Raw genomic sequence first — 23,386 nt, 5'->3', positions numbered from 1 at the left:
CTAGCGTTCGGTTGCAGCCTGGAAGGCAGGAAGGCTTGCCTCGATCATGTCTGCAGTGCCCGTCAGGCTGATCCGGAAATCCGCGGGCCGGTCGAAGAGCGTTCCCGGCATCACGAAGACACCCTGATCCGCTAGTCTGCGGGTAAAGCCAATCGAGTCCCCGCAGGGCGTGCGCGCCCAGAGGTAGAATGTGCCTTCTGGCTTGGTCATGCTGTAGCCCCATTGCGTCAGCGCGCCGTGCAGCCGGTCGCGCTTGCGCTGCAGTTCGCCGATGTCAATGCTAATCCTTTCAAGATCGGCGACCGCATATTGCAGCGGTGCATCGGGAAAATTCCAGCCGCCACCGACCTGCGAAGTCAACGCCGCCGCACGCAGGGCTTCCTTGTCGGCCTCGGGCATGGACGGGCATATCGCGAGGTAGCCGATGCGCAGGCCCGGCGCGAGCAGGATCTTGCCGTAGCTGTAGTCGATGAGCGTATGGGGATAGACGGCGGCGGGGCTGGTGAAGGGCACGCCGTCGAAGCGGATGCGGCGGTAGGGTTCGTCAGACAGGATGAAGATTGGGCGGCCAAGCTCCGCCGACTTGCGGGTCAGCATGGCGGCGAGTTCGATCAGACGTTCCCGGCTGTAGATGACGCCCGTCGGATTGTGCGGTGTGTTGACAACCACGATCCGCGTGCGTGGCAAGATCGCGGCTTCGATGGCGGCCACATCGAGGTCGAATGTTCCTTCGGCGAGCGGGACCGGAACCGGCACCGCATTGCGGGCGCGCAGCGTGGTGGCGTAGCAGAACCAGCCCGGCTGCGGGATGATGCATTCGTCGCCGGGGTCAAGCAGCAGGGAAAAGGCGAGCGCGATCGCACCGAAGGCGCCCTGTGTCATGGCGATGTCCTCGGGTTGGAACGGCAGCCCGAGCTCGGCGCCAAGGGCCTCGGCGATCACCGTGCGCGGTTCCTCTTCGCTGGTCTTGTAGGCGAACCAGTTCGCGCTTTTCGGCTCCATCCGGGCCTTGATCGCCGCCACCATCGCAGGCAGCGGCATTTCGTGCGGATTGCCGAAGGTGAGATCGGCGCGCACATCCTTGTCGTCGACGCCGTCGCGATAGCTGCTGAAGAACCTGAAGACCGTGTCGATGGCGTCGGCCGACGAAATCGCGCGTGCGGACAGAATGCTCATGGGGTCACTCCCGATGTTTCGACAGCATGCGTTAGGGGGGCGCCGGAGTAAACGGTTTGAGGCAAGATGGACGTTCCTGAGTGATCTGGGCGATCAGCTCGAAGGGCGGATTGTGGACTTCGAGGCGTTCCGACCTGATCTGGAAAAAGGCGCTTGCCTATACGAGCGGGCGGCACGGTGGCCGACCGCCGTATGATCCTGTGATGATGTTGAAGGTGTTGGTGATCCAGACGGCGAACAATGTGTCGGACGAGCGCACCGAGTTCCTGATCGACGACCGGCTGTCATTCATGCGGCACCCTGAGGTCACCTGCCAGGCAGCCTTAGCTTTGCGCGACCGTGATCGCGTCGACCATCCATGGCGCCACCGCGACGAGCGGCGGCATGTAGCTCTTCTGCACAGCGCGCCGGCAGATTGTCGAAAGCTGCTTGGCGAAGCTGCCCATCTCGCCTTGCCTGACAACCAGATAGATGTGCCGCGAGAACCCCGCTCCGGGGAGTTGGAGAACCTGGATTGCGGGCGCCAGCGAAATGCATTTTCTGACGCACACTGGTGTCAGGATCGACCATCCGACGCCGGAGGCAACCAGGCTGACGATCGATTCAATCGTGTCGCAAGAGAACGCCTGCGGTACCTCGAGTCTCATTCGGCGAAAATGCTGTTCGACCCGTTGGGCGATTCCGGTGGTGGTGCCCGAGCGGATCATGGGGAACCGCGTGGCGAAGCTGCGAAACTCGCTTTCATCTCCAAAAGGCGGCTCGCCACGAGATACGAGCACCACGAACTGCTCCTGAAACAGCTCAAACCGTTCGAAGCCGTCGACATCGTCGAACGGATCGGCCGAAATCACCGCATCGAGTTCACGCTTGAGCAGCCGCTGGCGTAGCGGCTCCATGAATCCTGTCGCAACCGAGATCGAGCCGACGCGGTCGCGAAGCGCCTTTATCAGTATCGGAACCAGCGGATCGGACAAGGAGTCGATCAGGCCTAGGCGCAGTTGCGGGATCATCCGGACGTCGGCGCTCTGCAACTGCGCAGGTACCGCAGATGCTTCGGCGATCAGGCGCTCGGCAACATTGACCAGCTTTTGACCGGCCAGAGTTGGCTTGAGCGGTCGCGAACCACGCTCGATCAGCGAAACACCGAGACGCCGCTCCAAATTCAATATCTGCCGCGAGACTGCCGACTGTGTCAGGTCGGCATGGGTTGCGGCGGCAGTCATGCTGCCTGTCCTGCAGACAGTGATGAAAATCTCCAAAGCCTGAAGGTCAAAGCCCAGCCGGCTGACCACCATCTGGTTGTGCGCAGTCGAATTCGTCACCATTGCACGCCGATACTATGAATTTGGATCATGTTAGTCAGAAATGTCGGTAATCGTCAACCTCCGCCCCAACGCGAAACATTTTGCGACATATTTCGCGAATGGTGACGTAAATTGCTGTAATTACAGCACATTTCTGCATCTTTGCGAGCGCCAGGACAACGTCCGGCCAATGCCCGAGCCGGAACGGTTGCGGATTCCAGGAGATGCGGCAGATTCATTATGTTTGCGCCCAACGCCCGTCTCCAATATTCCAACGCCATCGGTTTTTTTGGAGGAATGAACCAAATGCTTACCAGACGCATGTTCGGAATTGCAGCGCTTGGCCTGGCCTGCGCAGTTTCCTATGCCGCCCCCAGCTGGGCTGAGACCACGCTCGAGAAGATCCAGCGGACAAAGAAGGTTACCGTTGGAACCGAGGCTGCCTATCCGCCCTTCGAATTCGTCAAGGACGGCCAGATCGTCGGCTTCGGCAAGGATCTGCTCGATGAGATCGCCAAGCAGTGGGGCGTAGAGGTCGAGCAACTCGACCTGCCCTTCCAGGGCATCCTGCCGGGCCTCATTGCCGGCAAGTTCGATTTCGTGGCCACCTCGGTTGGCATCAACCCGGAGCGGGCCAAGCGCTACGCCTACACCTTGCCTATTGCCGACAGCACCGCCTACGCCATGAAGAAGGTCGGCAATGCCGACATCAAGACGGTCGAAGACCTGAAGGGCAAGGTTGTGTCGACGCAGCTTGCTTCGGCGGTCGATCCGGTTGCCAAGGCCCTGGATGAGCGCCTGAAGGCCAGCGGGGAAGGCTTTGCCGATCTCAAGCTGTTCCCGACATTCAATGACTCATTCCTTGCCGTCGCAAATGGCACGTCAGACGCTGCACTTGCCGGCCTGCCGGTCTTGCAGAACCTGATGAACGAGCGCCCCGGCATCTTCGAGCTGGTCGGCAAGGCTGCGGTGGTGCCGAGCTACAATGCATGGGTCGTACGTCCCGAGGACCAGGACCTGCGCGATGCGGTCAATGCAGCGATCCTCGAACTCAAGAAGAGCGGCAAGCTGGCCGAATTGCAGCAGAAGTGGCTCGGCATGACCTACGATCTGCCCGAGAAGGGCTACCTGCCAGAGGGCGCTCGCTAACACCTCCCTGGCGGTCCCGACGCCAAGGGCCCGGGACCGGCATGACCACGAAAATCGGAAACGATCTTCGAACGGGACCATGCGCAATTTCAAGATCCTACAGCGTCCTTGTGTGCTCAACAGGACGAGCGGCGCTGTAGGCGAGCCATCCACCCCCGACATCGAAGGAAACGACGATGGACTTCAGCGTTGCCGCCCTGGGCGGCGCCTTTCCCCAGCTCCTGCCGGCCATGGGCATCAATCTGGCGATCTCTCTTGTCGCCATGGTGCTGGCGCTGATCGGCGGCACGGCACTTACGATCCTGCGCACGCTTGGCATCATGCCGCTCAACGCAGTGATCGGCGTCGTGATCAGCTTCATACGGGGAACACCGATCCTCGTGCAGATCTTCCTGTTCTACTACGGCCTGCCGGCTCTCGGCCTCGACCTGTCGCCGATCCAGGCAGGCATCCTGGCCATCGCATTCAACAGCTCGATATTCATCACCGAGATCATGCGCGGGGGATTGTCCGGCATGGATTCCGGTCCGGTCGAAGCCGCGATCGCCCTCGGCATCAAGGGCAAGGTCATCTGGACCAAGGTAATCCTGCCGCAGCTCTACATCCGCATCATGCCGCCGCTGGTCAACGAACTCACCACCATCGTCAAGGGCACAGCCCTGCTGTCGGTGATCACGGTCGTAGAAGTGTTGCGAACCGCGCAGCAGGTGGCGAACGCCTCCTTCAGGCCGCTCGAAACCCTGCTGGCCGCAGCGATCATCCTGTTTGCGGTGAACTTCGTCATCAGCCAGAGCGGCAGGATTCTGGAGACGCGCTTCGCCGCGCGCAGAGGATAAGGTCATGGCCTTCGACTTTAACGTCATTCTCGACAACTGGGCGCTTTTCGCGCGCGGCACATGGCTGACGATCATCATCGCCGTCGCTGCCGTCGCAGTGGGGTTCCTGATCTCCATACCGATCGCGCTGATGGCGCTGTCGCATCGCCGGACCTTGCGCTGGATCGCCACCGCCTATGTCGAGTGGTTCCGCAACATCCCCTTCATCGTCGTGCTCTACCTGTTCTTCTACGGGCTGCCGTTCTTCAACCTTCGCCTGCCCGAAGCCATCGTCGGCACGATCGCGCTCGCTTTCTTCGCCAGTTCGTATTTTGCCGAGATCATCCGCGGCGCGATCCTCGCTGTGCCGAAGGGGCAGATGGAGGCGGCTCGGGCGATCGGCATGTCCTACTTCCAGGGTCTGTGGGAAATCGTGGCTCCACAGACCGTGCGCCTGTTGGTGCCGCCTTCGACCAACACCAGCATCTCGATGGTCAAGGAAACCTCGGTGCTCAGCACGATTACCGTTGCCGAGCTGACCTACCAGGGGCTCGTCGTCCAGGGCGAAACCTTCGCGCCGTTCGAAGTCTTCCTGACCACCGCTGCCGTCTACTGGGTCTTCACCGCGATCTTTGCCCATTTCATGCACCGCGCGGAAAAGGCGTTTGGCGCTGCTCAAGGCGCTCATCAGGCGCGGACCAGTCTGGCGGACAAGTATCTGTTGATCGGCGCACGGAGGCCGGCATGACCATGACCCTGCTCAAGGTTTCCAATCTGGCCAAAAGCTTCGGCGGCGCGACGGCGCTTCGCGATATCAGCTTCGACGTGGCGGCAGGCGAGGTTGTCTGCATCATCGGCCCAAGCGGTTGCGGAAAGAGCACGCTACTGCGCTGCATCAACCACCTGACCGCTCCCGACAGCGGATTTGTTGAAGTTGCCGGCTCCTATATCGGCCGCGAGCGGAAGGCGGACGGAAAGCTGCGGATGCAGTCGCATCGCGAGATCGACCGCATGCGTCCGAAGATGGGCTTCGTCTTTCAGCAGTTCAATTTGTGGCCGCATCTCAGCGTTCTGGAGAACATCGTCAAGGGCCCCATCAAAGTCCAGAAACGACCCCGCGCGGAAGCCGAAGAACAAGCGCTCGCGCTGTTGCAACGATTTGGGCTGCGCGACAAGGCTCATATGTTTCCCTCTTCGCTCTCAGGTGGCCAGAAGCAGCGCGTCGCGATCGCTCGTGCGCTGGCCATGGGCCCGGAGCTGATGCTGTTCGACGAGCCGACCTCGGCGCTTGATCCTGAAATCGTCAAGGAAGTCCTGTTGTTTCTTCGGGAGCTCGCCGACTCCGGCATGACGATGGTCATCGTCACCCATGAAATCGGCTTTGCGCGCCATGTCGCGGACCGGGTCGTTTTCCTCGACCGAGGCTACGTGGCCGAAGCCGGTCCGTCGAACGATGTGCTTTCCAACCCCACCAATCCTCGTCTGCGCGAATTCCTCTCGCAGATCACATCCGACCAACCAGCTGCAGGCAAAGGTTCGTCCCCTGCAGCCGAACAGCCAATCCACTAAGAAGGACAGCGAAATGACCACACAGCTCACCTCCGCCCCCAAGCATGGCCACACGAGCATGCTCTACTCCAAGGTGCATACCGATCTCGACACGCTGGATGCTCACATCGCCTTCCTGGGCATTCCCTACGGCTCGGCCTACACGATCGACGAAGTGACCAACGACCAGACGCGGGCGCCGACCGCCGTGCGCCAGGCAACGGACCGCGCCGTCCGCAACCTCGACAGGTACGATTTCGACGTCGGGGGTCCGCTCTATGACGACCGCGCGATCAAGGCGGTGGATTGCGGCGACGTCGTCGGCGACCCCAAGGACCCCGGCGCTCACTACCGCAATGCGGAAGCTGCGGTTCGCAAGATCCTGGCCGCCGGCGCTCTGCCCCTGATCATCGGTGGCGACCACGGCATTCCGATTCCGGTCCTGCGTGCCTATGACGACCAGGGTCCGATCACGCTGATCCAGATCGACGCGCATCTCGATTGGCGCGACCAGATCAACGGCGTGCATGACGGCCTGTCGAGCCCGATCCGCCGTGCCTCCGAGATGTCTCATGTCAAGGACATCTTCCAGATCGGCATCCGCGCCCAGGGTACGGCGCGTCCGGAGGAATACGAGGCTGCCAAGGCCTACGGCTCCAACATCATCACCGCATATGAACTGCACGATGTCGGCATGGACGCCATCCTCGACCGCATCCCCGATGGTGGCCGCTATTACATCACCATCGACGCCGACGGCATCGATCCTTCGGTGATGCCGGCCGTCGCCGGTCCTGCGCTGGCCGGCGTGACCTACGCCCAGACCCGCAAGCTCCTTCACGGCCTGGTCAAGAAGGGTCGCGTCGTCGGCATGGACATCGTCGAGATCACGCCGTCCAAGGACGTCAACCAGCTCACCGCGATCTCGGCCGGGCGGTTCTTCGTCAACCTGATCGGCGCTGCGGTGCGGGCGGACTATTTCGGCACCAAGTCGGAGCTCGAAGCGAGCGCCGCAAAGGCCGGAAATCAGACTTACGCAGCGGCCTGAGATCCATCATGACCGGGCACGAAGACAATCGCTCGCGCACACGGCGCGAGCGCGATTCACTGGGCGAGCGGGATGTTCCCGTGGAGGCCTATTTCGGCATCCAGACGCTGCGGGCAGTCGAGAACTTCTCGCTTTCCGACATTGCGCTCAGCCATTTTCCGACGCTGGTCCGCGCTCTCGCCATGGTCAAGAAGGCAGCCGCCATTTCCAACCATGCTGCAGGGCAACTTCCCGAACCGAAATTCGGAGCCATCGTCAAGGCATGCGACGACGTCATCGACGGACTGCTGATGGAGCCGTTCGTCGTCGACGTCTTCCAGGGCGGGGCGGGCACGTCGAGCAACATGAATGCCAACGAGGTCATCGCCAATCGTGCCCTTGAGCATCTGGGGCGCCAGAAGGGCGATTACCAGACGGTTCATCCCAACGACGACGTGAACATGTCCCAGTCAACCAACGACGTCTATCCGACGGCGGTTCGGCTGGCGCTGCTGCTCTCGCGTTCCGACTTGCAGACCGCACTTGCCAAGCTGATCTCGGCTTTCGAGGCAAAGGGGCGCGAGTTCTCGACCACGGTCAAGATTGGCCGCACGCAGCTGCAGGATGCGGTGCCGATCACACTGGGCCAGGAATTCGAAGCTTTCGCCGCAACGCTCAGGAAGATACCGCGCGGCTGGAAGAGGTCGCCTCGTTTTTCCAGGAAGTGAATTTGGGCGGCACCGCCGTAGGAACCCGCATCAACGCCTCGCACGCTTATGCCGAGCGTGCCATCGTCGAACTGTCGAGGATATCTGGCCTTGAGCTGAAAGCCGCCAGCAACCTTTTGGAGGCGAGCTGGGACACCGGCGCCTTTGTTACATTCTCCGGCATCCTTCGGCGGATCGCGGTCAAGCTTTCCAAGATCGCCAACGACCTCAGGCTGCTGTCCAGCGGACCGCGCAGCGGACTGGGCGAAATCCGGTTGCCTCCGGTCCAGCCCGGATCTTCGATCATGCCCGGCAAGGTCAATCCGGTCATTCCGGAATCCGTCAACCAGGTTTGCTATCAGGTGATTGGCAACGACCTGGCTGTCACCATGGCAGCAGAGGGTGGACAGCTGCAGCTCAACGCGTTCGAGCCGCTGATCGTCTACAATCTCCTGACCTCGATGCGGCTGCTTGGCCGGGCCATGACCAACCTCGCCGAGCGTTGCGTGGCGGGCATCGAGGCCGACGTCGAACGTTGTCGCGCCGGCGCCGAGGGCAGCATCTCGCTGGCCACCGCACTCGTGCCTGTCGTCGGCTACACCAAGGCCGCAGATATCGCCAAGCAAGCGCTCGCATCGGGACGGACCGTCATGGAGGTCGCGGTGTCGCTGGGTTTGGATGAGCAGGCGCTGCAGGTCCTGCTCGACCCGTTGGAAATGGCAATTCCGCAGAGAACCCCAAGCAAGGAGCCGATCGATGCCCATGCCGGCTAAGACATCCGATGCTGCTGTCGTCATGCGTTCCGTCAGCAAATGGTATGGACAATTCCAGGTACTCAAGGACATCGATTTCGATGTGGCCAAGGGCGAGCGCGTGGTCATCTGCGGGCCCTCTGGGTCCGGAAAATCGACATTGATCCGCTGCCTCAACCGCCTCGAGCAGTTTCAAAGCGGCCAGGTGACTGTCGACGGCATCGCCCTTACCGACGACACACGGTCGGTGGACGAGGTGCGCCGGGAGGTCGGCATGGTGTTCCAACACTTCAACCTGTTTCCGCATTTGACCATCCTGGAAAACTGCACCCTTGCGCCGATGTCGGTGCGAGGCATGAGCCGAAAGGCCGCCAACGAAACCGCCATGCGCTACCTGTCGCGCGTCAGGATTTCGGATCACGCGCATAAGTACCCCTCGCAGATTTCCGGCGGGCAGCAGCAGCGCGCCGCGATTGCGCGATCGCTTTGCATGAACCCGAAGATCATGCTCTTCGATGAGCCGACATCCGCGCTCGACCCGGAAATGGTGACGGAGGTTCTCGACACGATGGTGGGTTTGGCCGAAGAAGGCATGACCATGATCTGCGTCACCCACGAAATGGGTTTTGCGCGCCGGGTGGCCGATCGCGTCATCTTCATGGATCGTGGCCAGATCGTCGAAAGCGCGGAACCTTCGGCGTTCTTCGATGCACCGAAGCATGACCGGACGCGGCTCTTCCTCAGTCAGATCCTGCACTAGGCAGCGGCTATGAACACGGAAGAGGCCGGTACGAAAAAGGTTCTCGTCGTTTCGACCGGCGGCACCATTGCCTCGCGTTATGATCCTGTTGCGAAAGCCTTGATGAGTGTTGCGACCGGCGCGGAATTGCTGTCGACGCTCGGCCCGCTTGCGCCTGCCGTGGATGTCCTCCTTGAGGAATTCAGCAATCTCGGCAGCAACCGTACCGACCTCGAAACTTCATTTCGACTTGCCTGCTACATCGACGAGTTGCTCAAGGATGACACGATCTGCGGCTGTGTCGTCACCCACGGCACCGATACGCTCGAAGAGAGTGCCTTCCTGGCAAATCTCGTCATTTCATCGTCCAAGCCGGTCGTCTTCACCGGTGCTCAACGAGGAGCAGACCAGCCCGACGCGGATGGGCCGCGCAACCTCGCCGATGCCATTGCCGTTGCTGCGTCCGCCGATGCCGCCAATCTCGGCACGCTGGTTGTATTCGCCGGCAAGGTGCTGTCCGCCATCGACGCCACCAAGGTTCATACCTCGCGTCTGGCGGCATACGATTCAAGTGGCCTGGGGCTACTGGGCGAGGTCGATCATGGCGCGGTTCTGATCACCAGGCGGCTTTCGGGGTATCCGGCCATCAAGGCACAACACCTCGAGACGCGCGTCGACTTGATCACCCTTGCAATGGGGGCAGACGAGCGCCTGTATGAAGCCGCGGTAGCCTCTGGTGCCCGCGGAATCGTGCTTGAAACCTTCGGTCGCGGCAACGCGACGCCTGAGGTGGTTGCTGCAGTAAGGCGGGCCACGCAAAAGGGCCTTGTCACCATCGTTACCTCGCGTTGTCCCCAAGGCCGGGTGCTTCCACTTTACGGCGACGGCGGCGGACGGGACCTCGAGGAGGCGGGGGCGATTTTTGCCGGACGCCTCAAGGGCCCGAAGGCACGAATTCTGCTGTGCCTGGCGCTCGCTAACATGGCTGAACAAGAGATCGCTGCCCTGTTCGCGCAATTTGGCAGGTAGCCTGACCTTAAAGGGTGCAGCGACCTTTGCGCACCCCGAAGCTATTCGGCGAGAGGCTCAACTGCTGACGGGCGCTTCTCGGTGTTTTGCGACAACCGGCAGGCACCCGGCTCGCAACTCAGCGAGATCTTCAATGATCAGGCGTCGCCCGTTGAACAATCTCGCAATCGGGACTGCATCAGAATTCTTGAGTTACTGGTTCGGAAAAGGTGTTTTGTAATTTTATGCAGGAGGTTCAGCCTCAACGTCAATCAGCCTCACCGAATGCGTTGGAGTCTCCAGAAATGGCAAAATCAGCTCTATACGAAGTGCTAGGCGTAAAAATGAATGCAACAGCTGATGAGATAGAGAATGCCTATGTCAGTAAAGTTGCAAATTTACCTAAGCATGGAATATCTGGTTTTATAGTTCGAGTGTTCGGAATGAGGTATCAATTTGATTATGCACACAGCGTAATAGGAAATGTGTCTAGGCGAAAATTATATGATGTCGAACCAGATAGATTTGATTCAGTTACGCCAAATTACCTCGGGTTCTAGATTCTTACACTTGTGACCAGCACATAACTTGGAGGATGGCCATGATTTCCATGAAATCCGGTGATGACGAGATTTTGGCGTCCGCCGGCAAGCGTGCTTGCCAACAGGGTCCATCAAATCGCAGCGAGATGCGGTTCGGGTGGGGTATGATTGACGATGTATTTCGGCGCATCAGAGTCTTGTTGTCGGAAATCAAGGTTGGTTTGAAATAGTGCGGTACTACTTTAATAATAAAACCAATAACGCTGGTGCGATGGCCCATAGTTGATGATGAAGGGGCGTCGAATATCCAACGCCGGTGAAACGGCGTAGGACGCCAGACCAAGTCTCGTGCCCGCTTCCACATTGGCAAGCAGATCATATCTTGATTGGCTTGAGCGAGTTCCGGCCCGAGGCTTTGCCGCAAGAATTCGCCCGGGGGCATTTAGCCGTCCAAATTGCAGCGCATACATTCGAGCAACTGGCATTGCAGTTTTTCGCTGCAGTGAGCCTTCGACAGTGCGCTCAGGGCAAGATGCGAGCCGCTAGGCTGGCCTGCGATAGGATCGGAATATCCAATGCAGAGGAACGACTAAAAGTTCTTTTCAATGGTCCCCCGGCGTCACATCGTTAACCAGCGAACTTCCATATCTTGGTTCGAGGATCAGGTCTCGAGGGGCCTGGACAAAAGACCAATCGGCGGCGGTGACAGGCCGCGATCAGTCTCGGCAGAAGGGTTTAGCATGAAGCGTGATGCTCTTGTCTTCTACAGTCCCGTGGATGATCCCGCGGCATGGCGGGATGCTCTCGCCAGCGAATTGCCGGATCTGGATTTTCGCGTTGACGAAGACGGTGGCGATCCTGCGGAAGTCAGTTACGCCTTGTGCTGGCTGCCTCCGAAAGGCTTCTTCCAGAGGTTCCGCAATCTCAAGCTTTTGACCAACCTTGGCGCTGGGGTGGACGCGCTGTTGAACCGCGACGATCTCGTGCCTGTTCCTATTACCCGCCTTTCGGATCCCGGGATGGTGTCGCTCATGACGAGCTATGTCATCTTTGCAGTGACCCGCTACGCCCGTGACATGCATATCTTCGAGCGCGCCAAGCGGCGAGGGGAGTGGCACTATGTCCACCCGCGCGCCTTGTCCGAAATCAAGGTCTGCGTCCTCGGTCTCGGCGAGCTCGGTGCCCATGCGGCCAAATCGCTTGCCGATATGGGCTATGACGTCCGTGGATGGTCGCGCTCATTGAAGACCATTCCCGGGGTCGCATGTCACGCCGGACGTAGCTCGCTCGATGCCCTGCTCGGAGAATGCGAGATCTTTGTATCGATGCTTCCGGCGACAAACGACACGCATGCCCTCCTTGGCGCGCGTGAACTGGCGCTGATGCCCGCTGGCGCCAAGTTCATCAACGTTTCGCGTAGTGCTGTGGTCGATGAAGCAGCCCTGGTGGCGGCACTTAGATCGGGAGCGATCGGCGAAGCAACGCTTGACGTGTTCGGCGCCGAGCCGTTGCCACCGAGCCATCCATACTGGGCCTTGGACAACGTTTTCATAACGCCACATCTGGCCAGCATTACCGTGCCCGCTCTGGCGGTTCGCGATGTAGCCGAGAGCATAAGGCGCGTGCGCCGCGGTGAAGCGCCCCTTCATCAAGTCGATCCGCAAAGGGGCTACTAGGTTCAGGGAAATCCCTGAGGTTTGCGCTGTCTCGCATCGCTGGGGAACGCGATGCTTGGCAACGTTGGTGTCAATAAACAACAATGAAAAAGTGAGGAGCATGCAAATGAAGAATTATTGGATTGGCATCGGCGCCATGGCGCTGGCATCGTTCGCGACGCAGTCGGGCGCACAGGAGAAGCTGATCGTCAGCACCTGGGGCGGAAACTGGAAGGACGGAACGGCCATTATCGCCAAGGAATTCACCAAGCGTACAGGGATGGAAGTCGAATTCATCACCGGTGGCACGCTCGACCGTCTGGCCAAGGCCAAGGTCGCCAAGGGAAATCCCGAGTCCGACGTGACCTACACGACATCGCATGTGGGGGCCCTCTATCAATCGGATGGCCTTTTCGAGAAGCTTGACATGAGCAAGGTTCCGAATGCCGCCGACCTCTACCCTGCAGGCGATCGCGGCGGCTACGAGATGGGCGTTTACTCCTACGTCTATTCGCCGGCCTTCCGCACCGATCTCATGCCTGAAGGCTTCAAGATCGATTCATGGAAAGTTCTGTGGGACGAATCCATGAAGAGCAGCCTGGGTCTCCCGGATTTCGATCCCAGCCATGTCGTCATCGCCGCTTCGGTCATGGAAGGCAAAAGCCCGGCGGATTGGGAAAGCATCACCGACAAGCTGACTGCGCTGAAGCCCAACATCAAGGCCTTCTATCAGTCGGACGCGACCAGCCAGGATCTCATCCGCACCGGTGAAACGCCTGTGCAGGTCCTGCTGTCGATCAATGGCTACCATTTGATCGAGCAGGGCTTGCCGATCGAGATTGCCATCCCGAAGGAAGGTGCCGTGGTTGGCATCGGCGCCCTGGGCATCAACACGGGAACCAAGAAGCTCGATGCCGCGCACGAGTTCATCAACGTCGCGCTGGACCCCATCGTTCAGCAGGAGATCTGCGAATTCCACAAATGTTCGCCGATGAACCGCAAGGCCAAGATTTCGGAAGAGCTTGCGAAACTGCCAGGGATCTTCACGACCGACGAGCAGTGGAAGACCCAGGCGATCGTGCTTGACGATGCGACCTACGCCAAGCTTCTTCCGCAGTGGAAGATCTGGTTCACCGAAAACATGATGCAGTAACCAGTCGAGAGGATGGGCAGCGCCTTATGCGCTGCCCAACGGCCATGACCAGACAGCGCCCCTTTTTCGTTCAGTTTCTCGTGCCAGCGGTACTCGTCGCGGTGATTTTCGCCGCAGCGATGTTCAATGTCCTGAAGTACAGCTTCCTCGAATTCGTTCCCGGATCGCTGAATGTCGGTGGCTTCACGCTGGAAAACTTCACCCGCATCAATCGGCCAATCTACTATTGGGTCTTGCTCGACACCTTCATCCTAAGCTTTGCGACGGCGTTCTTCGCACTGCTGCTGAGCTATCCGATTTCGTTTGCATTGGTACGCGCCGAGCGGAACTGGGTGCGCTCGGTACTTGTGGTCCTGGCGATCACGCCGCTATTCACCGGCGAAATCGTGCGCACCTATTCCTGGATGCTCGTGCTCGGCTCGGACGGTGTCGTCAACACGGCGCTGAAGTCGTTGGGCATCATCGATCGGTCCGTGCCGATCATGTACACGCGGGTGGGCGTCGTCATCGCCCTGGTGCAATTTGCAATGCCGGTCATGATCATCCTGCTGGCGACCGCGATCAGCCAGATCAACCGCGACTGTGAAAAGGCGGCCGCCAATCTTGGCGCCACACCGAACACGGTTTTCTGGTGGGTGACCATTCCACTTACCCTGCCGGGCATTCTCTCCGGCTTCGTCGTGGTCTTCGCCTGGACGATGAGCGCCTTCTCGACACCTCAGCTGATCGGCGGAGGCAAGGTGCTGATGATTTCAAATGTAGTCTATCTCCAGGGCTTCTCGTCATTCAACCTGCCCTTCGCGGCGGTGCTTAGCCTTGTCGCGCTGGTTGCCGCACTTGGAAGCCTGGCATTGATGAAACTCCTCACGGCCCGCCTCGAGCAGAACATGGCGACGTCATGAGCAAGGGTACGAACATGCGAAGCACTCTGTTCTGGACGGCCGTGGTGGCGATCCTGGTCTATATGACGCTGCCTGCCGTGGTCGTCGTGGCAACTTCGTTCAACCCCACGGAAGTCATGGCGTTTCCGCCAAACGGCTTTTCGCTGCGCTGGTATGAAAAGGCGCTGACATATCCGGACTTTCAGGTGGCGTTCAAAAACAGCCTGATCGTCATGGGGGTGTCTTCGACACTCGCCATGCTGCTTGGATCAAGCTTCGCCTATCTGATCTTCCACTATAATTTCCGTGGTCGCGGTCTTCTTGAAGCCGCGCTGTGGTCGCCGCTGATCGTGCCGCATTTCACCACTGGATTTGGCTTCCTTCTGCTCGGCAGCCATCTCAACCTGACGCAGGGCTTTGCTGTCATCGTCATGGCCCATCTGCTGCTTGTGACACCATTCGTGACTCGCGCAGTTTTCGTCTCGCTGAGCAATGTCGATCCGAACTACGCCCGCGCAGCAGCCAATCTGGGCGCCACGCCCACCAGGGTGATGTTCAAGATCACGGTTCCCTTGATTTTGCCCGGCATGATAGGCGGCTGGCTCATCGCATCGATCTTGTCGCTGACCGAGTTCACGGCTTCGCTCTATGTCACCGCAAGCCGCACCCAAACGCTGCCGGTCGCGATGTACAATTACATCCGGGAATATGCGGACCCCACCATTTCGGCGATATCGGCGCTGCTGATCCTTTCGACGACAGCGATCATGATCATTGCCAATCATTTCCTCGGCCTCCGTCAGATCCTTGGAATCGACAACGGCTGAAGCGCTAGAGGTTTAGCACCATGATGCATCAAAAAATGACCGCCATCACAGCTCTCGAACACTCGGTCGAGATCAAGGCCGTAAGCAAGACGTTCGGCTCGTTCCACGCAGTCAACAACGTATCGCTGCCGATCCGTACCGGGGAATTCGTCACCCTGCTCGGGCCCAGCGGGTGCGGCAAGACCACCTTGTTGAACATGGTGGCGGGCTTCATCGACCCCAGCGCCGGAGCGATCCACATCGGTGGCGTCGACGTCACCGATGTTCCCGTTCATCTGCGCGACACCGGCATGGTTTTCCAGAGCTATGCGCTGTTTCCGCACATGAACGTCTTCGACAACGTGGCCTTCGGCCTGCGCCAGCGGAAATTCTCCAAGAGCGAAGTTACGCACAAGGTCATGCAGACCATCGAGATGATGAAGCTGTCGGGCATGGAAGGCCGGCGCATCTCGCAACTGTCGGGAGGCCAGCAGCAGCGTGTCGCCCTGGCCCGCGCTATCGCCATCCAGCCCAAGGTTCTGCTGCTCGACGAACCCTTGTCGGCGCTCGACAAGAGCCTGCGTGCCCAGATGCAGGTCGAGTTGATCGAAATGCATCGTAATACCGGCCTGACAACGATCTTCGTGACACACGACCAGGGCGAGGCGCTCAGCCTTTCCGATCGCATCGTGGTGATGAACCGCGGTCAAATTCAGCAGGTGGCGGAGCCGATCGATCTCTACCGCAATCCGGCCAACGGTTTCGTTGCCTCCTTCATCGGTGAAATCAACGCCTTGCCGGCGGCAATCTATCAGGCATCCGACCGCGAGATCTCGCTGGCAATCGGAAATATCCGCATGACCGCGCCACGGCGTGCGGAATGGCAGTTCGGCCAGGGAGAGATGGTGCAGGCGTTCGTGCGACCTGAGCACATCCGGATAGCGACGTCCGCCGACGCCGGCTGCAACGTCGTCACGGGCGAAGTGCTGACCCACATCTATCAGGGTTCGCACACGATCACGCGCCTGCGCGTTGACGGCCTCGGTCCGATCGAGATGCGGCTCCCTGGCGGCGACGTTGTCGGCAGGGTTCCCGTGGGAATGCCGACGCAGATCGCCTTCGACTTGTCGCAGGTCATTCTCTTGGCCGACAAGTCGAGCTGAACCTCGGGCGCCGGTGCAGACGTATTGCCGGCCGGCGCCGAGGCCCTGGCTGGCAGGAAGGGCAATCCTGATGTTGGAATTCTTGACCGAGCAGGACTATCGAACGACGCCCTGGAAAAATGGCCGGGGCGTCACCGAAGACGTTCTCCTGCTGCCGCAAGGCGCAACGCATGAGAACTTCGATATTCGCATCAGCCGGGCGCCGATCGTCGACGAATCTCAGTTCTCTCCGTTTCCGGGCATCGACCGGACGATCACGCGCCTTGGCGAAAATCCCCTGGTCCTTCGCTTCGATGACGGGGAGGAGGTCGCGCTAGGGCACTTGTCGCCCTATCGCTTCGACAGTGCATCGGCGCCTTGTTCGCAGCTGCCAGGCGGCGCATCACAGGTCATGAACGTCATGACGCGCCGCGGACGCTGGTCTGCACGGGTCGCCGTGGTCGGCAATTCCGACGGAGGCAGCATGTCCGTTCCTCCAGGTGGGCTGCTTGTCGTGCATGCCGTGCGCGGCGAATGCATCGCATCCCCAGGCCGCATCGATGCAGGCGAAACGCTGATCGTGCGGGACGTTGCCCGGGTCGATATTGCTCCAGGCCGGGACAGCGTGTGCCTGGTTGCTGCTTTCGAACCGGAGACGCGTGCCTAGCCACCGGCTGGTGGATCAGAATTGCTGATCCTGTTGCTTGCACTTTCATATTTTCCCGAGGCATGAAGTTGAGCTATTTTTTCGATCATGAACACGATGGTCGATACCCGAAATACACTCTTCTCGCCGTATCGCGGCCGCATTGGCGATCTTGGCCAGCGCCACCAATCCATTGCACCGCGAGATCTGCATCAGGGCATGGGCGTCCCCTTTGTTGGGCCATGCGGTAGCCCGTTGCAGCTGGTGACTGACGCAGCGACGCTGCCGGCCGACTTGCAGGCAAGCGTCATGATGCTTGGAAGTTTCGATGGCTTCCATCGCGGCCACCAGGCGCTGATGGCGGCGGCCCAGGCGGCCGCGCTCGTCGTTAACAGCCCGATCGGCGTCATGTCGGTCGAACCGCACCCGCGCCAGCTTTTTGCGCCGCAAGCCAAGGCGTTCCGTCTCGGCACGCCCGCCACCAAAGCGGAAACTTTCGGTCGGCTCGGCGTCGACTTCCTGTACAGCCCGCGTTTTGACCACGCCTTCGCCGGACAGGAGCCGGAGGATTTCATCGATGAAATCCTGGTCGGCGGGTTCAAGGTCTCGCGGTTGGTTGTCGGCCACAATTTTCGTTTCGGGCGGCAGCGACGCGGCGACGTGGATCTGTTGCGGCGCCTTGGACAACAGCGCGGGTTCGCGGTGACGGTGGTCGAGGACGTTCACTGGGACGACGCCACCTGTTCCTCGACGCGCGTGCGCAATCTGCTCATGTCGGGTGACATCGAGGCAGCCAACTCATTGCTCGGCCATGCGTGGAGCGTCGAGCTGGGAGTAGAGCCGGCTGCGGTGTTGCGATCGGGAGAGAAGATCGTGGCTTGGCACGGCAGCGTGCTCAAACCCGCCTGCGGCGCATATGATGTTACGGTACGGCTGCCAAATGCATCTGGACCGCTGTCACACGGCTGCATCACCATCGATGCTTCGGGGGTGGCAACCCTGGCGCTGGAGTGTTGGCGTGCCATAGAGCCTGGACCGCAGGCCATATTGTTCGTCGATTTCATCCGTCGGCGCGCCGGTTAGTTCCGTCTCGCCGAAAGATCGCAAAATGTGATCCATAGGCACGAGCTATACTATTTTACAGATCCAAGACCTTGGGTGGATACCTAGCAAGGAATATGGCTTGCCAGCGAGATCGTCATGGCCGGCCTCATCCTTGGAGGTAGACATGACAACCAAGCCTGCATTGAAGCTGACGCACGCCGGGGCGCTCAAGGCCCTCGCCAGTGCAGTTGCCAAGGCTGAGTCGCTCAACGTTCCCCAAAACATCACGATCGTCGACGACGGCGGCAATTTGCTGGCGTTCGTGCGGATGGACGGGGCAAAACTCTTGTCGCGTGAAACCTCGATGTCCAAGGCGATCACCGCCGCCTCGCATCGCCAGCCGACGTCACGCCTCGATCCGAACTACGAAATCAAGCTCGCCATCGCGGGCGGCGGTCGCCTTACCAATCTAGAGGGCGGTTTGCCCATATTCATCGACGGGCACTGCGTTGGCGCGGTCGGTGTCGGTTCCGGGACAGGCGCCCAGGACGTCGAGGTGGCGCGTGCCGCACTCAGTGGCGTGGGCGCCGAAGACCAGAAGCCCTAGCCGCCGGCTCGCCCGATCGTCCCGATCGGCATTGGCGACTTGATCCGATCAAGTCGACAGCTGTCGTCCAAATCAGAACACTTGCAATGGCGGGTTCGCGTCTTGAAACTCTTTTACGCTCCGACTTCTCCCTATGTCCGCAAGGTCATGACGGTGGCCCATGAAGTCGGGCTGGTCAGCAGGATTGAATTGATACCGAGCGGCACCACGCCGCTCGAGGGAGACCGGGACCTTCTCGCGTTCAATCCGCTCGGCAAGATTCCAGCCCTGCTGACCGATGATGGCATGTGTTTGTTCGACAGCCGGGTCATCTGCGAATACCTGGCAGAACTGGCCGGGGACACCACGATTTTCGAGCCGCGGGGTCCGCGCCGTTGGGCAGCGCTCATGCAGCAGGCGCTGGGGGACGGGCTGCTCGATGCGGCGCTGCTGGCCCGCTACGAAATGCTGATGCGGCCTGAGGGCGCGCGTTCGCCTCAATGGCGCGCCGCACAGCTGCGCAAGGTCGAAGCCGCATTGGACAAGATCGAGGCTCTGCTGCCGGACATCGGCGGCGAGGTGACGATAGGCGCGATCAGCTTCGGCTGCGCTCTCGGTTATCTCGACTTCCGGTTTCCCGAGCTGAATTGGCGGGCGCAACGCCCGGTGGCGGAGCGATGGTTCGCCGACTTTGATGCGCGTGCTTCGATGGTCGCGACCAAGCCCTATGACCGCCTGGCGGCGGTCGATCACACCAAGATCAAAGCATGACTGTGAGCGCGTGATGTCCGACATTTTGCATATCGAGGTCCTCAATGGACCCAATACGAACCTGTATGGTCTCGACCCCGAAGGCCCCTATGGCCGACTGACCCTCGCCGATATCGAGGCGCGCTGCCGCCACAAGGCCGAGCTGCTCGGGGCCACGGTCCGCTTCAACCAGTCCAGTTCCGAAAGCATGCTCATCGACTGGATTCACGAGGCGCGCGGCAAGGCCGATGGCATCGTCATCAACGGTGGCAGCCTGTCTTACACCTCCATCGGACTCATGGACGCCATGGCGAGCTTCGGAGGCCCGAGCTTCCAGGTCCATGTCAGCAATGTCTTCAAGCGGGAGGCGATCCGTCATCACTCCTTCATTTCCCAGGCCGTCACCGGGTGCCTGATCGGACTCGGCCCGGCCGGCTACGAAATCGCCATTGAAGCGATCGTGCAGAAATTGCGCGGTCACTGACGCCAGCCAAGGATGGCTGCATCAGGAATACCGAACCAAGAGATATTTAAGCTCTATTTTCAAAAAGATGTCTTCTGCGCCAATATTTACCCATCGAACAAGGCAATGAAAACTTCGAGAGACACCCAAAATGTCGACCCTCCAAGCATCGCTTAGTACAAGTCGTGAGTTCAAGGCTGTCGGCCAGGAGTTTCCGACGGTCGATCGCGGGGCATTCGTTGGCGCAATGAGCGGCGCTGTAACCGGCGTCAATGTCATCACCACGGACGGTCCTGCCGGCACATTTGGCGTCACCGTCAGTGCGATGGCGTCAGTGTCGGCTGACCCGCCAATGCTGCTTGTCTGCGTCAACCGTCGCAGTCCGGCATGCGCGGCCATCAAGGAAAACGGCGTATTCTGCGTCAATCTCCTGGCGGTTCACCAGGGTGACATTTCCGACGTCTTTGCCGGGCATCCGCGCGAAGGCGAGGCATTCGATTTCCGCTGCGCCGAATGGCAGCCGACCGTCACCGGATCGGCGCGCCTTCCGGATGCCGCAAGCACCTTCGACTGCGTTGTCGATAGCGGCCACGACGTTGGAACCCATACGATTTTTGTCGGCCGTGTGGTGGATGTAACCGCCACCGAAAGCGCCCCCCTGGCGCATTGCCGGCGCGCATATTGCCATCCGTCCACCTTGCCGCTGAACAGCTAGCGGTCGGCCGGAAGCAAGAAAGTACCCAAGAGAAAGGCGTATCAATGATCAGAACCGGTAATCAATATCGGGATTCGATCCGGGATGGCCGGCGGGTTTGGATCAATGGTGAGCGTGTCAAAGACGTCACGTCGCACCCCATGTTCAAGCCTATCGTCGATATCCGGGCTCGCATCTACGATATGGCGCATGACCCGAAGCACAGCTCGGTCATGTCCTACGAAGAAGGCGGCGAGCGTTTCGCGGTCGGCCTGAAGCTGCCGTACACGCAGCAGGATTGGCACGACAAGCGCCGCTCCACCGATACCGTCCTTGATGAGGCACGGGGAATTGTCACCCGTGTCGGCGACGAGACCGTCGGTGAAATGTGGTCGCTGTTCGACGGCCGCGAAATGCTCAACGATGTGGATCCGCGCTTTGCGGTCAACATCGAGCGCCATATCAACACGGTTCTGAGGAACGATCCGTTCCACGTCTCGGCCAATACCGATCCCAAGGGCGACCGCTCGAAGCGCCCGCAGGATCAGGACCCCGACATGCTTCTGCATGTGGTCAAGGAGACGGACGCCGGCATCATTGTCCGCGGCGCGAAATACGAGACGGCCGCAGCCTATGCCAACCAGGCATTCACCAAGCCGACGATTGCGAACTGGGGCGACGAAAAGCTGTCGGACTATGCGGTCGGCTTCGTTTGCGACTTCTCCTCGCCGAATCTTCGCTTCATTGCCCGCACCGGCTTTGCCGGACGCGCGCCGGCCGAGGACTATCCTCTGTCCAACCGCGTCGACGAGGTCGATACGCTGGTCATCTACGACAACGTGCTGATCCCGTGGGAAAATGTGCTGTTCTACCAGTACACGAAAGCGGCGCAGTTCATCCGCTCGACATTGCATCGCTATTCGGCGTTCGCTTTTGTCCAGCGCAACCAGAAGCTTGCCGACCTGATGATCGGTGCGGCGTTGTGGAACGTGCGCCAGACCGGCCTTGAAAAGCAGCAGGCGGTTCAGGAAAAGCTCGCCACGCTGGCCTGCTACCGCGAGGGTATCAATGCACACCTGACGGCGGCAATTGCCACTGCCGAGCGTAGCCCTGCAGGGTTGCTTATGCCGAACCAGTCGTTGCTGATGGCTGGCCGCGTGCTCGCCTGCTCGCAACTCCACCACATGATGCACATCGCCCGCGAGCTTTGCGGCGGTCAGATCTGCATCACGCCGGACTACGCCAGCTTCCGCGATCCTGAAGCCGGCCAATGGCTCGAGAAGTTCTACACGTTAAACGACAACTGGTATGCCGAGGATCGGCGCAAGCTTCTCGCCTTCGCACGCGATTTGCTGAATTCCGACTATGCCGGTCATCGCCTGACCTTCCAGCTCTTCGCGCAGGCCCCACCCTTCGCGCACCTGGCGGCTGTCTACAATAACTTCGACTGGAAGGAGCCACTGCGCTTCACCAAGGAAGCGGCCGGATTGTCGGACCGCGTCTACGGTCCGCAGAGCTTTGCGGCGGCGGCGAAGTAGCACCGTTTCAACTCGCTTCGCGCCAGCCGGTCCCCCCGGTTGGCGCAGGCGTCCCCCGATATTGTGAAAGAACCTCAATCATGATCCACCAGCGCCTGCGCCCGTTCAATACCCGCGTCACTTATCCAGAACAGAAGCTCGACAACGATCTTTCGCAGGGCGTCGTCGCCCGCGGCACCACGGTCTTTCTTCGTGGCCAGGTTTCCCAGGACCTCGACACCCGTGAATGCCTGCATGTCGGCGATCCAGGCGCGCAAACAGCCAAGACGATGCAGAACATCAAGATGCTGCTTGAGGAAGCGGGCAGCGAGATGGCGCACATCTGCCGCATCGTCGTCTATGTCACCGACATCCGCTATCGCGAAGCGGTCTACCAGGAAATGGGCAAGTGGCTGAAGGGCGTTTTCCCTTGCTCCACCGGCATCGTCGTCCCGGCGCTCGCCCGGCCCGAATGGGTCGTTGAAATCGAGGTGACCGCAGTCATCCCCGACGCCGCCTGACCGGAGGTTGAACAGTTGACCTTCTCGATTTCGGCGCGCTGCGCAAAGACCGGAATGTTCGGCATTGCGGTTTCGTCGTCCAGCCCGTGCGTCGCCGCGCGCTGCGCCCATGCTCGGGCAGGCGTCGGTGTGGTGGCGACCCAGAACATCACCGACCCCACACTCGGGCCACTTGGTCTCGATTTGATGGAATCCGGACTAAGTGCCGCCGACGCGATGGAGCGCATCAAATCGCAAGCCAGTCACCTTGAGTATCGCCAGCTTGCGCTGGTCGATGGCAATGGCGGCGGTGCTGCTTTTTCCGGGCGCAACACGCTCGGCACGCATCGGACCGTGATCGAGCCCAACGTCGTGGCCGCCGGCAATCTGCTGTCGAACGCGGCGGTGCCCGAAAAAATGGTCGAAGCGTTCCTGATGGCCGAGGGCGGGTCGCTCGGCAGCCGCCTGATCAAGGCCATGCGGGCAGCACTGGCGGCCGGGGGTGAAGAAGGCCCGGTCCATTCGGTTGGCATGCTGCTGGTGCGTGAGGTTGCCTGGCCAGTTGCCGACCTGCGCGTGGATTGGCATGAAACCGATCCCATCGGTGAGCTCTCCAGGTTGTGGGAGCTGTGGGAGCCGCAACTTGACGCTTACGTGTCGCGCGGGATCAACCCGTCGGTCGCGCCGTCTTATGGAGTTCCGGGAGATCTGTAAGGTGCCGAAGACGCCTTGACAGCAAAATTCGCAGCCGCCATCGTCCGCGATGGTTCCTTACGCAATCG

At 60.2% G+C, this 23,386-nt stretch carries 25 protein-coding genes and 2 pseudogenes; 24 read left to right on the top strand and 3 right to left on the bottom strand.

Annotated elements, in window-relative coordinates:
- Positions 1-1,176 carry an aminotransferase class I/II-fold pyridoxal phosphate-dependent enzyme gene (locus tag WHT83_RS24720; protein WP_341878568.1) on the bottom strand — a complete coding sequence of 392 codons (1,176 nt, stop codon included), beginning with the start codon at positions 1,174-1,176 and terminating at the stop codon, positions 1-3.
- Between the two features lie 13 nt (positions 1,177-1,189).
- Here WHT83_RS24720 and WHT83_RS24715 point away from each other — a divergent pair.
- A pseudogene (locus WHT83_RS24715) lies at positions 1,190-1,472 on the top strand (transposase); the annotation flags it as partial.
- Positions 1,473-1,499: 27 nt separating this feature from the next.
- Here WHT83_RS24715 and WHT83_RS24710 read toward each other — a convergent pair.
- On the bottom strand, positions 1,500-2,501 hold the full coding sequence (locus WHT83_RS24710) for a LysR family transcriptional regulator (protein WP_406874077.1): 1,002 nt from the start codon (positions 2,499-2,501) through the stop codon (positions 1,500-1,502).
- A 285-nt stretch (positions 2,502-2,786) separates the two neighbouring features.
- Between WHT83_RS24710 and WHT83_RS24705 the strand changes: the two genes are divergently transcribed.
- From WHT83_RS24705 to WHT83_RS24665, 9 genes and pseudogenes are all read left to right on the top strand, one after another.
- Positions 2,787-3,629, top strand: a complete 843-nt coding sequence (locus tag WHT83_RS24705) for a transporter substrate-binding domain-containing protein (protein ID WP_108610364.1) — start codon at positions 2,787-2,789, stop codon at positions 3,627-3,629.
- A 176-nt stretch (positions 3,630-3,805) separates the two neighbouring features.
- Positions 3,806-4,465: an amino acid ABC transporter permease gene (locus WHT83_RS24700; RefSeq protein ID WP_183263848.1), complete on the top strand. Its 660-nt coding sequence runs from the start codon at positions 3,806-3,808 to the stop codon at positions 4,463-4,465.
- Between the two features lie 4 nt (positions 4,466-4,469).
- Positions 4,470-5,192, top strand: a complete 723-nt coding sequence (locus WHT83_RS24695) for an amino acid ABC transporter permease (protein ID WP_341878567.1) — start codon at positions 4,470-4,472, stop codon at positions 5,190-5,192.
- On the top strand, positions 5,189-6,013 hold the full coding sequence (locus WHT83_RS24690; protein WP_341878566.1) for an amino acid ABC transporter ATP-binding protein: 825 nt from the start codon (positions 5,189-5,191) through the stop codon (positions 6,011-6,013). Before WHT83_RS24695 ends, WHT83_RS24690 begins: the two co-directional genes overlap by 4 nt.
- A 13-nt stretch (positions 6,014-6,026) precedes the next feature.
- The gene (locus WHT83_RS24685; RefSeq protein ID WP_108610106.1) at positions 6,027-7,040 is read left to right on the top strand and encodes an agmatinase; all 1,014 of its coding nucleotides are present in this window, start codon (positions 6,027-6,029) and stop codon (positions 7,038-7,040) included.
- A gap of 8 nt (positions 7,041-7,048) precedes the next feature.
- Positions 7,049-8,499, top strand: a pseudogene (locus tag WHT83_RS24680) (aspartate ammonia-lyase).
- Positions 8,483-9,238, top strand: coding sequence for an amino acid ABC transporter ATP-binding protein (locus WHT83_RS24675; protein ID WP_341878565.1), 756 nt, complete (start codon positions 8,483-8,485; stop codon positions 9,236-9,238). Before WHT83_RS24680 ends, WHT83_RS24675 begins: the two are co-directional and overlap by 17 nt.
- A gap of 9 nt (positions 9,239-9,247) precedes the next feature.
- Positions 9,248-10,246 carry an asparaginase gene (locus tag WHT83_RS24670; RefSeq protein ID WP_341878564.1) on the top strand — a complete coding sequence of 333 codons (999 nt, stop codon included), beginning with the start codon at positions 9,248-9,250 and terminating at the stop codon, positions 10,244-10,246.
- Positions 10,247-10,530: 284 nt separating this feature from the next.
- The gene (locus WHT83_RS24665) at positions 10,531-10,785 is read left to right on the top strand and encodes a hypothetical protein (RefSeq protein WP_406874076.1); all 255 of its coding nucleotides are present in this window, start codon (positions 10,531-10,533) and stop codon (positions 10,783-10,785) included.
- A 4-nt stretch (positions 10,786-10,789) separates the two neighbouring features.
- Here WHT83_RS24665 and WHT83_RS24660 read toward each other — a convergent pair whose 3' ends face one another.
- Positions 10,790-11,209 carry a hypothetical protein gene (locus WHT83_RS24660; RefSeq protein WP_341878563.1) on the bottom strand — a complete coding sequence of 140 codons (420 nt, stop codon included), beginning with the start codon at positions 11,207-11,209 and terminating at the stop codon, positions 10,790-10,792.
- 298 nt (positions 11,210-11,507) lie between these two features.
- Here WHT83_RS24660 and WHT83_RS24655 point away from each other — a divergent pair, with 298 nt between their 5' ends.
- From WHT83_RS24655 to WHT83_RS24590, 14 genes are all read left to right on the top strand, one after another.
- Positions 11,508-12,443 carry a glyoxylate/hydroxypyruvate reductase A gene (locus WHT83_RS24655; protein WP_183263842.1) on the top strand — a complete coding sequence of 312 codons (936 nt, stop codon included), beginning with the start codon at positions 11,508-11,510 and terminating at the stop codon, positions 12,441-12,443.
- Between the two features lie 106 nt (positions 12,444-12,549).
- Entirely contained in the window at positions 12,550-13,575 is a 1,026-nt protein-coding gene (locus WHT83_RS24650; protein ID WP_108610111.1) for an ABC transporter substrate-binding protein, read from the top strand.
- Complete coding sequence (locus WHT83_RS24645) at positions 13,539-14,477, top strand: ABC transporter permease (RefSeq protein ID WP_406874075.1); 939 nt, start codon at positions 13,539-13,541, stop codon at positions 14,475-14,477. Before WHT83_RS24650 ends, WHT83_RS24645 begins: the two co-directional genes overlap by 37 nt.
- On the top strand, positions 14,474-15,283 hold the full coding sequence (locus WHT83_RS24640; RefSeq protein ID WP_341878562.1) for an ABC transporter permease: 810 nt from the start codon (positions 14,474-14,476) through the stop codon (positions 15,281-15,283). Before WHT83_RS24645 ends, WHT83_RS24640 begins: the two co-directional genes overlap by 4 nt.
- A gap of 35 nt (positions 15,284-15,318) precedes the next feature.
- Positions 15,319-16,425: an ABC transporter ATP-binding protein gene (locus WHT83_RS24635; RefSeq protein ID WP_108610365.1), complete on the top strand. Its 1,107-nt coding sequence runs from the start codon at positions 15,319-15,321 to the stop codon at positions 16,423-16,425.
- A gap of 70 nt (positions 16,426-16,495) precedes the next feature.
- Positions 16,496-17,071 carry a HutD family protein gene (locus WHT83_RS24630; protein WP_341878561.1) on the top strand — a complete coding sequence of 192 codons (576 nt, stop codon included), beginning with the start codon at positions 16,496-16,498 and terminating at the stop codon, positions 17,069-17,071.
- An 87-nt stretch (positions 17,072-17,158) separates the two neighbouring features.
- On the top strand, positions 17,159-18,133 hold the full coding sequence (locus WHT83_RS24625; RefSeq protein WP_341878560.1) for a hypothetical protein: 975 nt from the start codon (positions 17,159-17,161) through the stop codon (positions 18,131-18,133).
- Between the two features lie 145 nt (positions 18,134-18,278).
- Positions 18,279-18,701 (top strand): heme-binding protein, encoded by a 423-nt coding sequence (locus WHT83_RS24620; RefSeq protein WP_108610116.1) that lies wholly within the window; start codon positions 18,279-18,281, stop codon positions 18,699-18,701.
- Positions 18,702-18,803: 102 nt separating this feature from the next.
- Positions 18,804-19,451, top strand: coding sequence for a glutathione S-transferase (locus WHT83_RS24615; protein WP_268738227.1), 648 nt, complete (start codon positions 18,804-18,806; stop codon positions 19,449-19,451).
- Positions 19,452-19,464: 13 nt separating this feature from the next.
- Positions 19,465-19,914, top strand: coding sequence for a type II 3-dehydroquinate dehydratase (locus tag WHT83_RS24610; protein ID WP_183263837.1), 450 nt, complete (start codon positions 19,465-19,467; stop codon positions 19,912-19,914).
- A gap of 130 nt (positions 19,915-20,044) precedes the next feature.
- Entirely contained in the window at positions 20,045-20,608 is a 564-nt protein-coding gene (locus tag WHT83_RS24605; RefSeq protein WP_159091741.1) for a flavin reductase family protein, read from the top strand.
- A 44-nt stretch (positions 20,609-20,652) separates the two neighbouring features.
- On the top strand, positions 20,653-22,125 hold the full coding sequence (locus tag WHT83_RS24600; RefSeq protein ID WP_108610120.1) for a 4-hydroxyphenylacetate 3-hydroxylase family protein: 1,473 nt from the start codon (positions 20,653-20,655) through the stop codon (positions 22,123-22,125).
- 80 nt (positions 22,126-22,205) lie between these two features.
- Positions 22,206-22,625, top strand: coding sequence for a RidA family protein (locus WHT83_RS24595; RefSeq protein WP_055973758.1), 420 nt, complete (start codon positions 22,206-22,208; stop codon positions 22,623-22,625).
- A 15-nt stretch (positions 22,626-22,640) separates the two neighbouring features.
- The gene (locus WHT83_RS24590) at positions 22,641-23,318 is read left to right on the top strand and encodes a DUF1028 domain-containing protein (RefSeq protein ID WP_341878559.1); all 678 of its coding nucleotides are present in this window, start codon (positions 22,641-22,643) and stop codon (positions 23,316-23,318) included.
- The last annotated feature ends 68 nt before the right edge of the window (positions 23,319-23,386 follow it).

The sequence above is a fragment of the Aminobacter sp. P9b genome (genome assembly GCF_045345995.1).
Lineage (GTDB): Bacteria > Pseudomonadota > Alphaproteobacteria > Rhizobiales > Rhizobiaceae > Aminobacter > Aminobacter niigataensis.
This window is presented reverse-complemented; position numbering and strand designations above follow the sequence as displayed.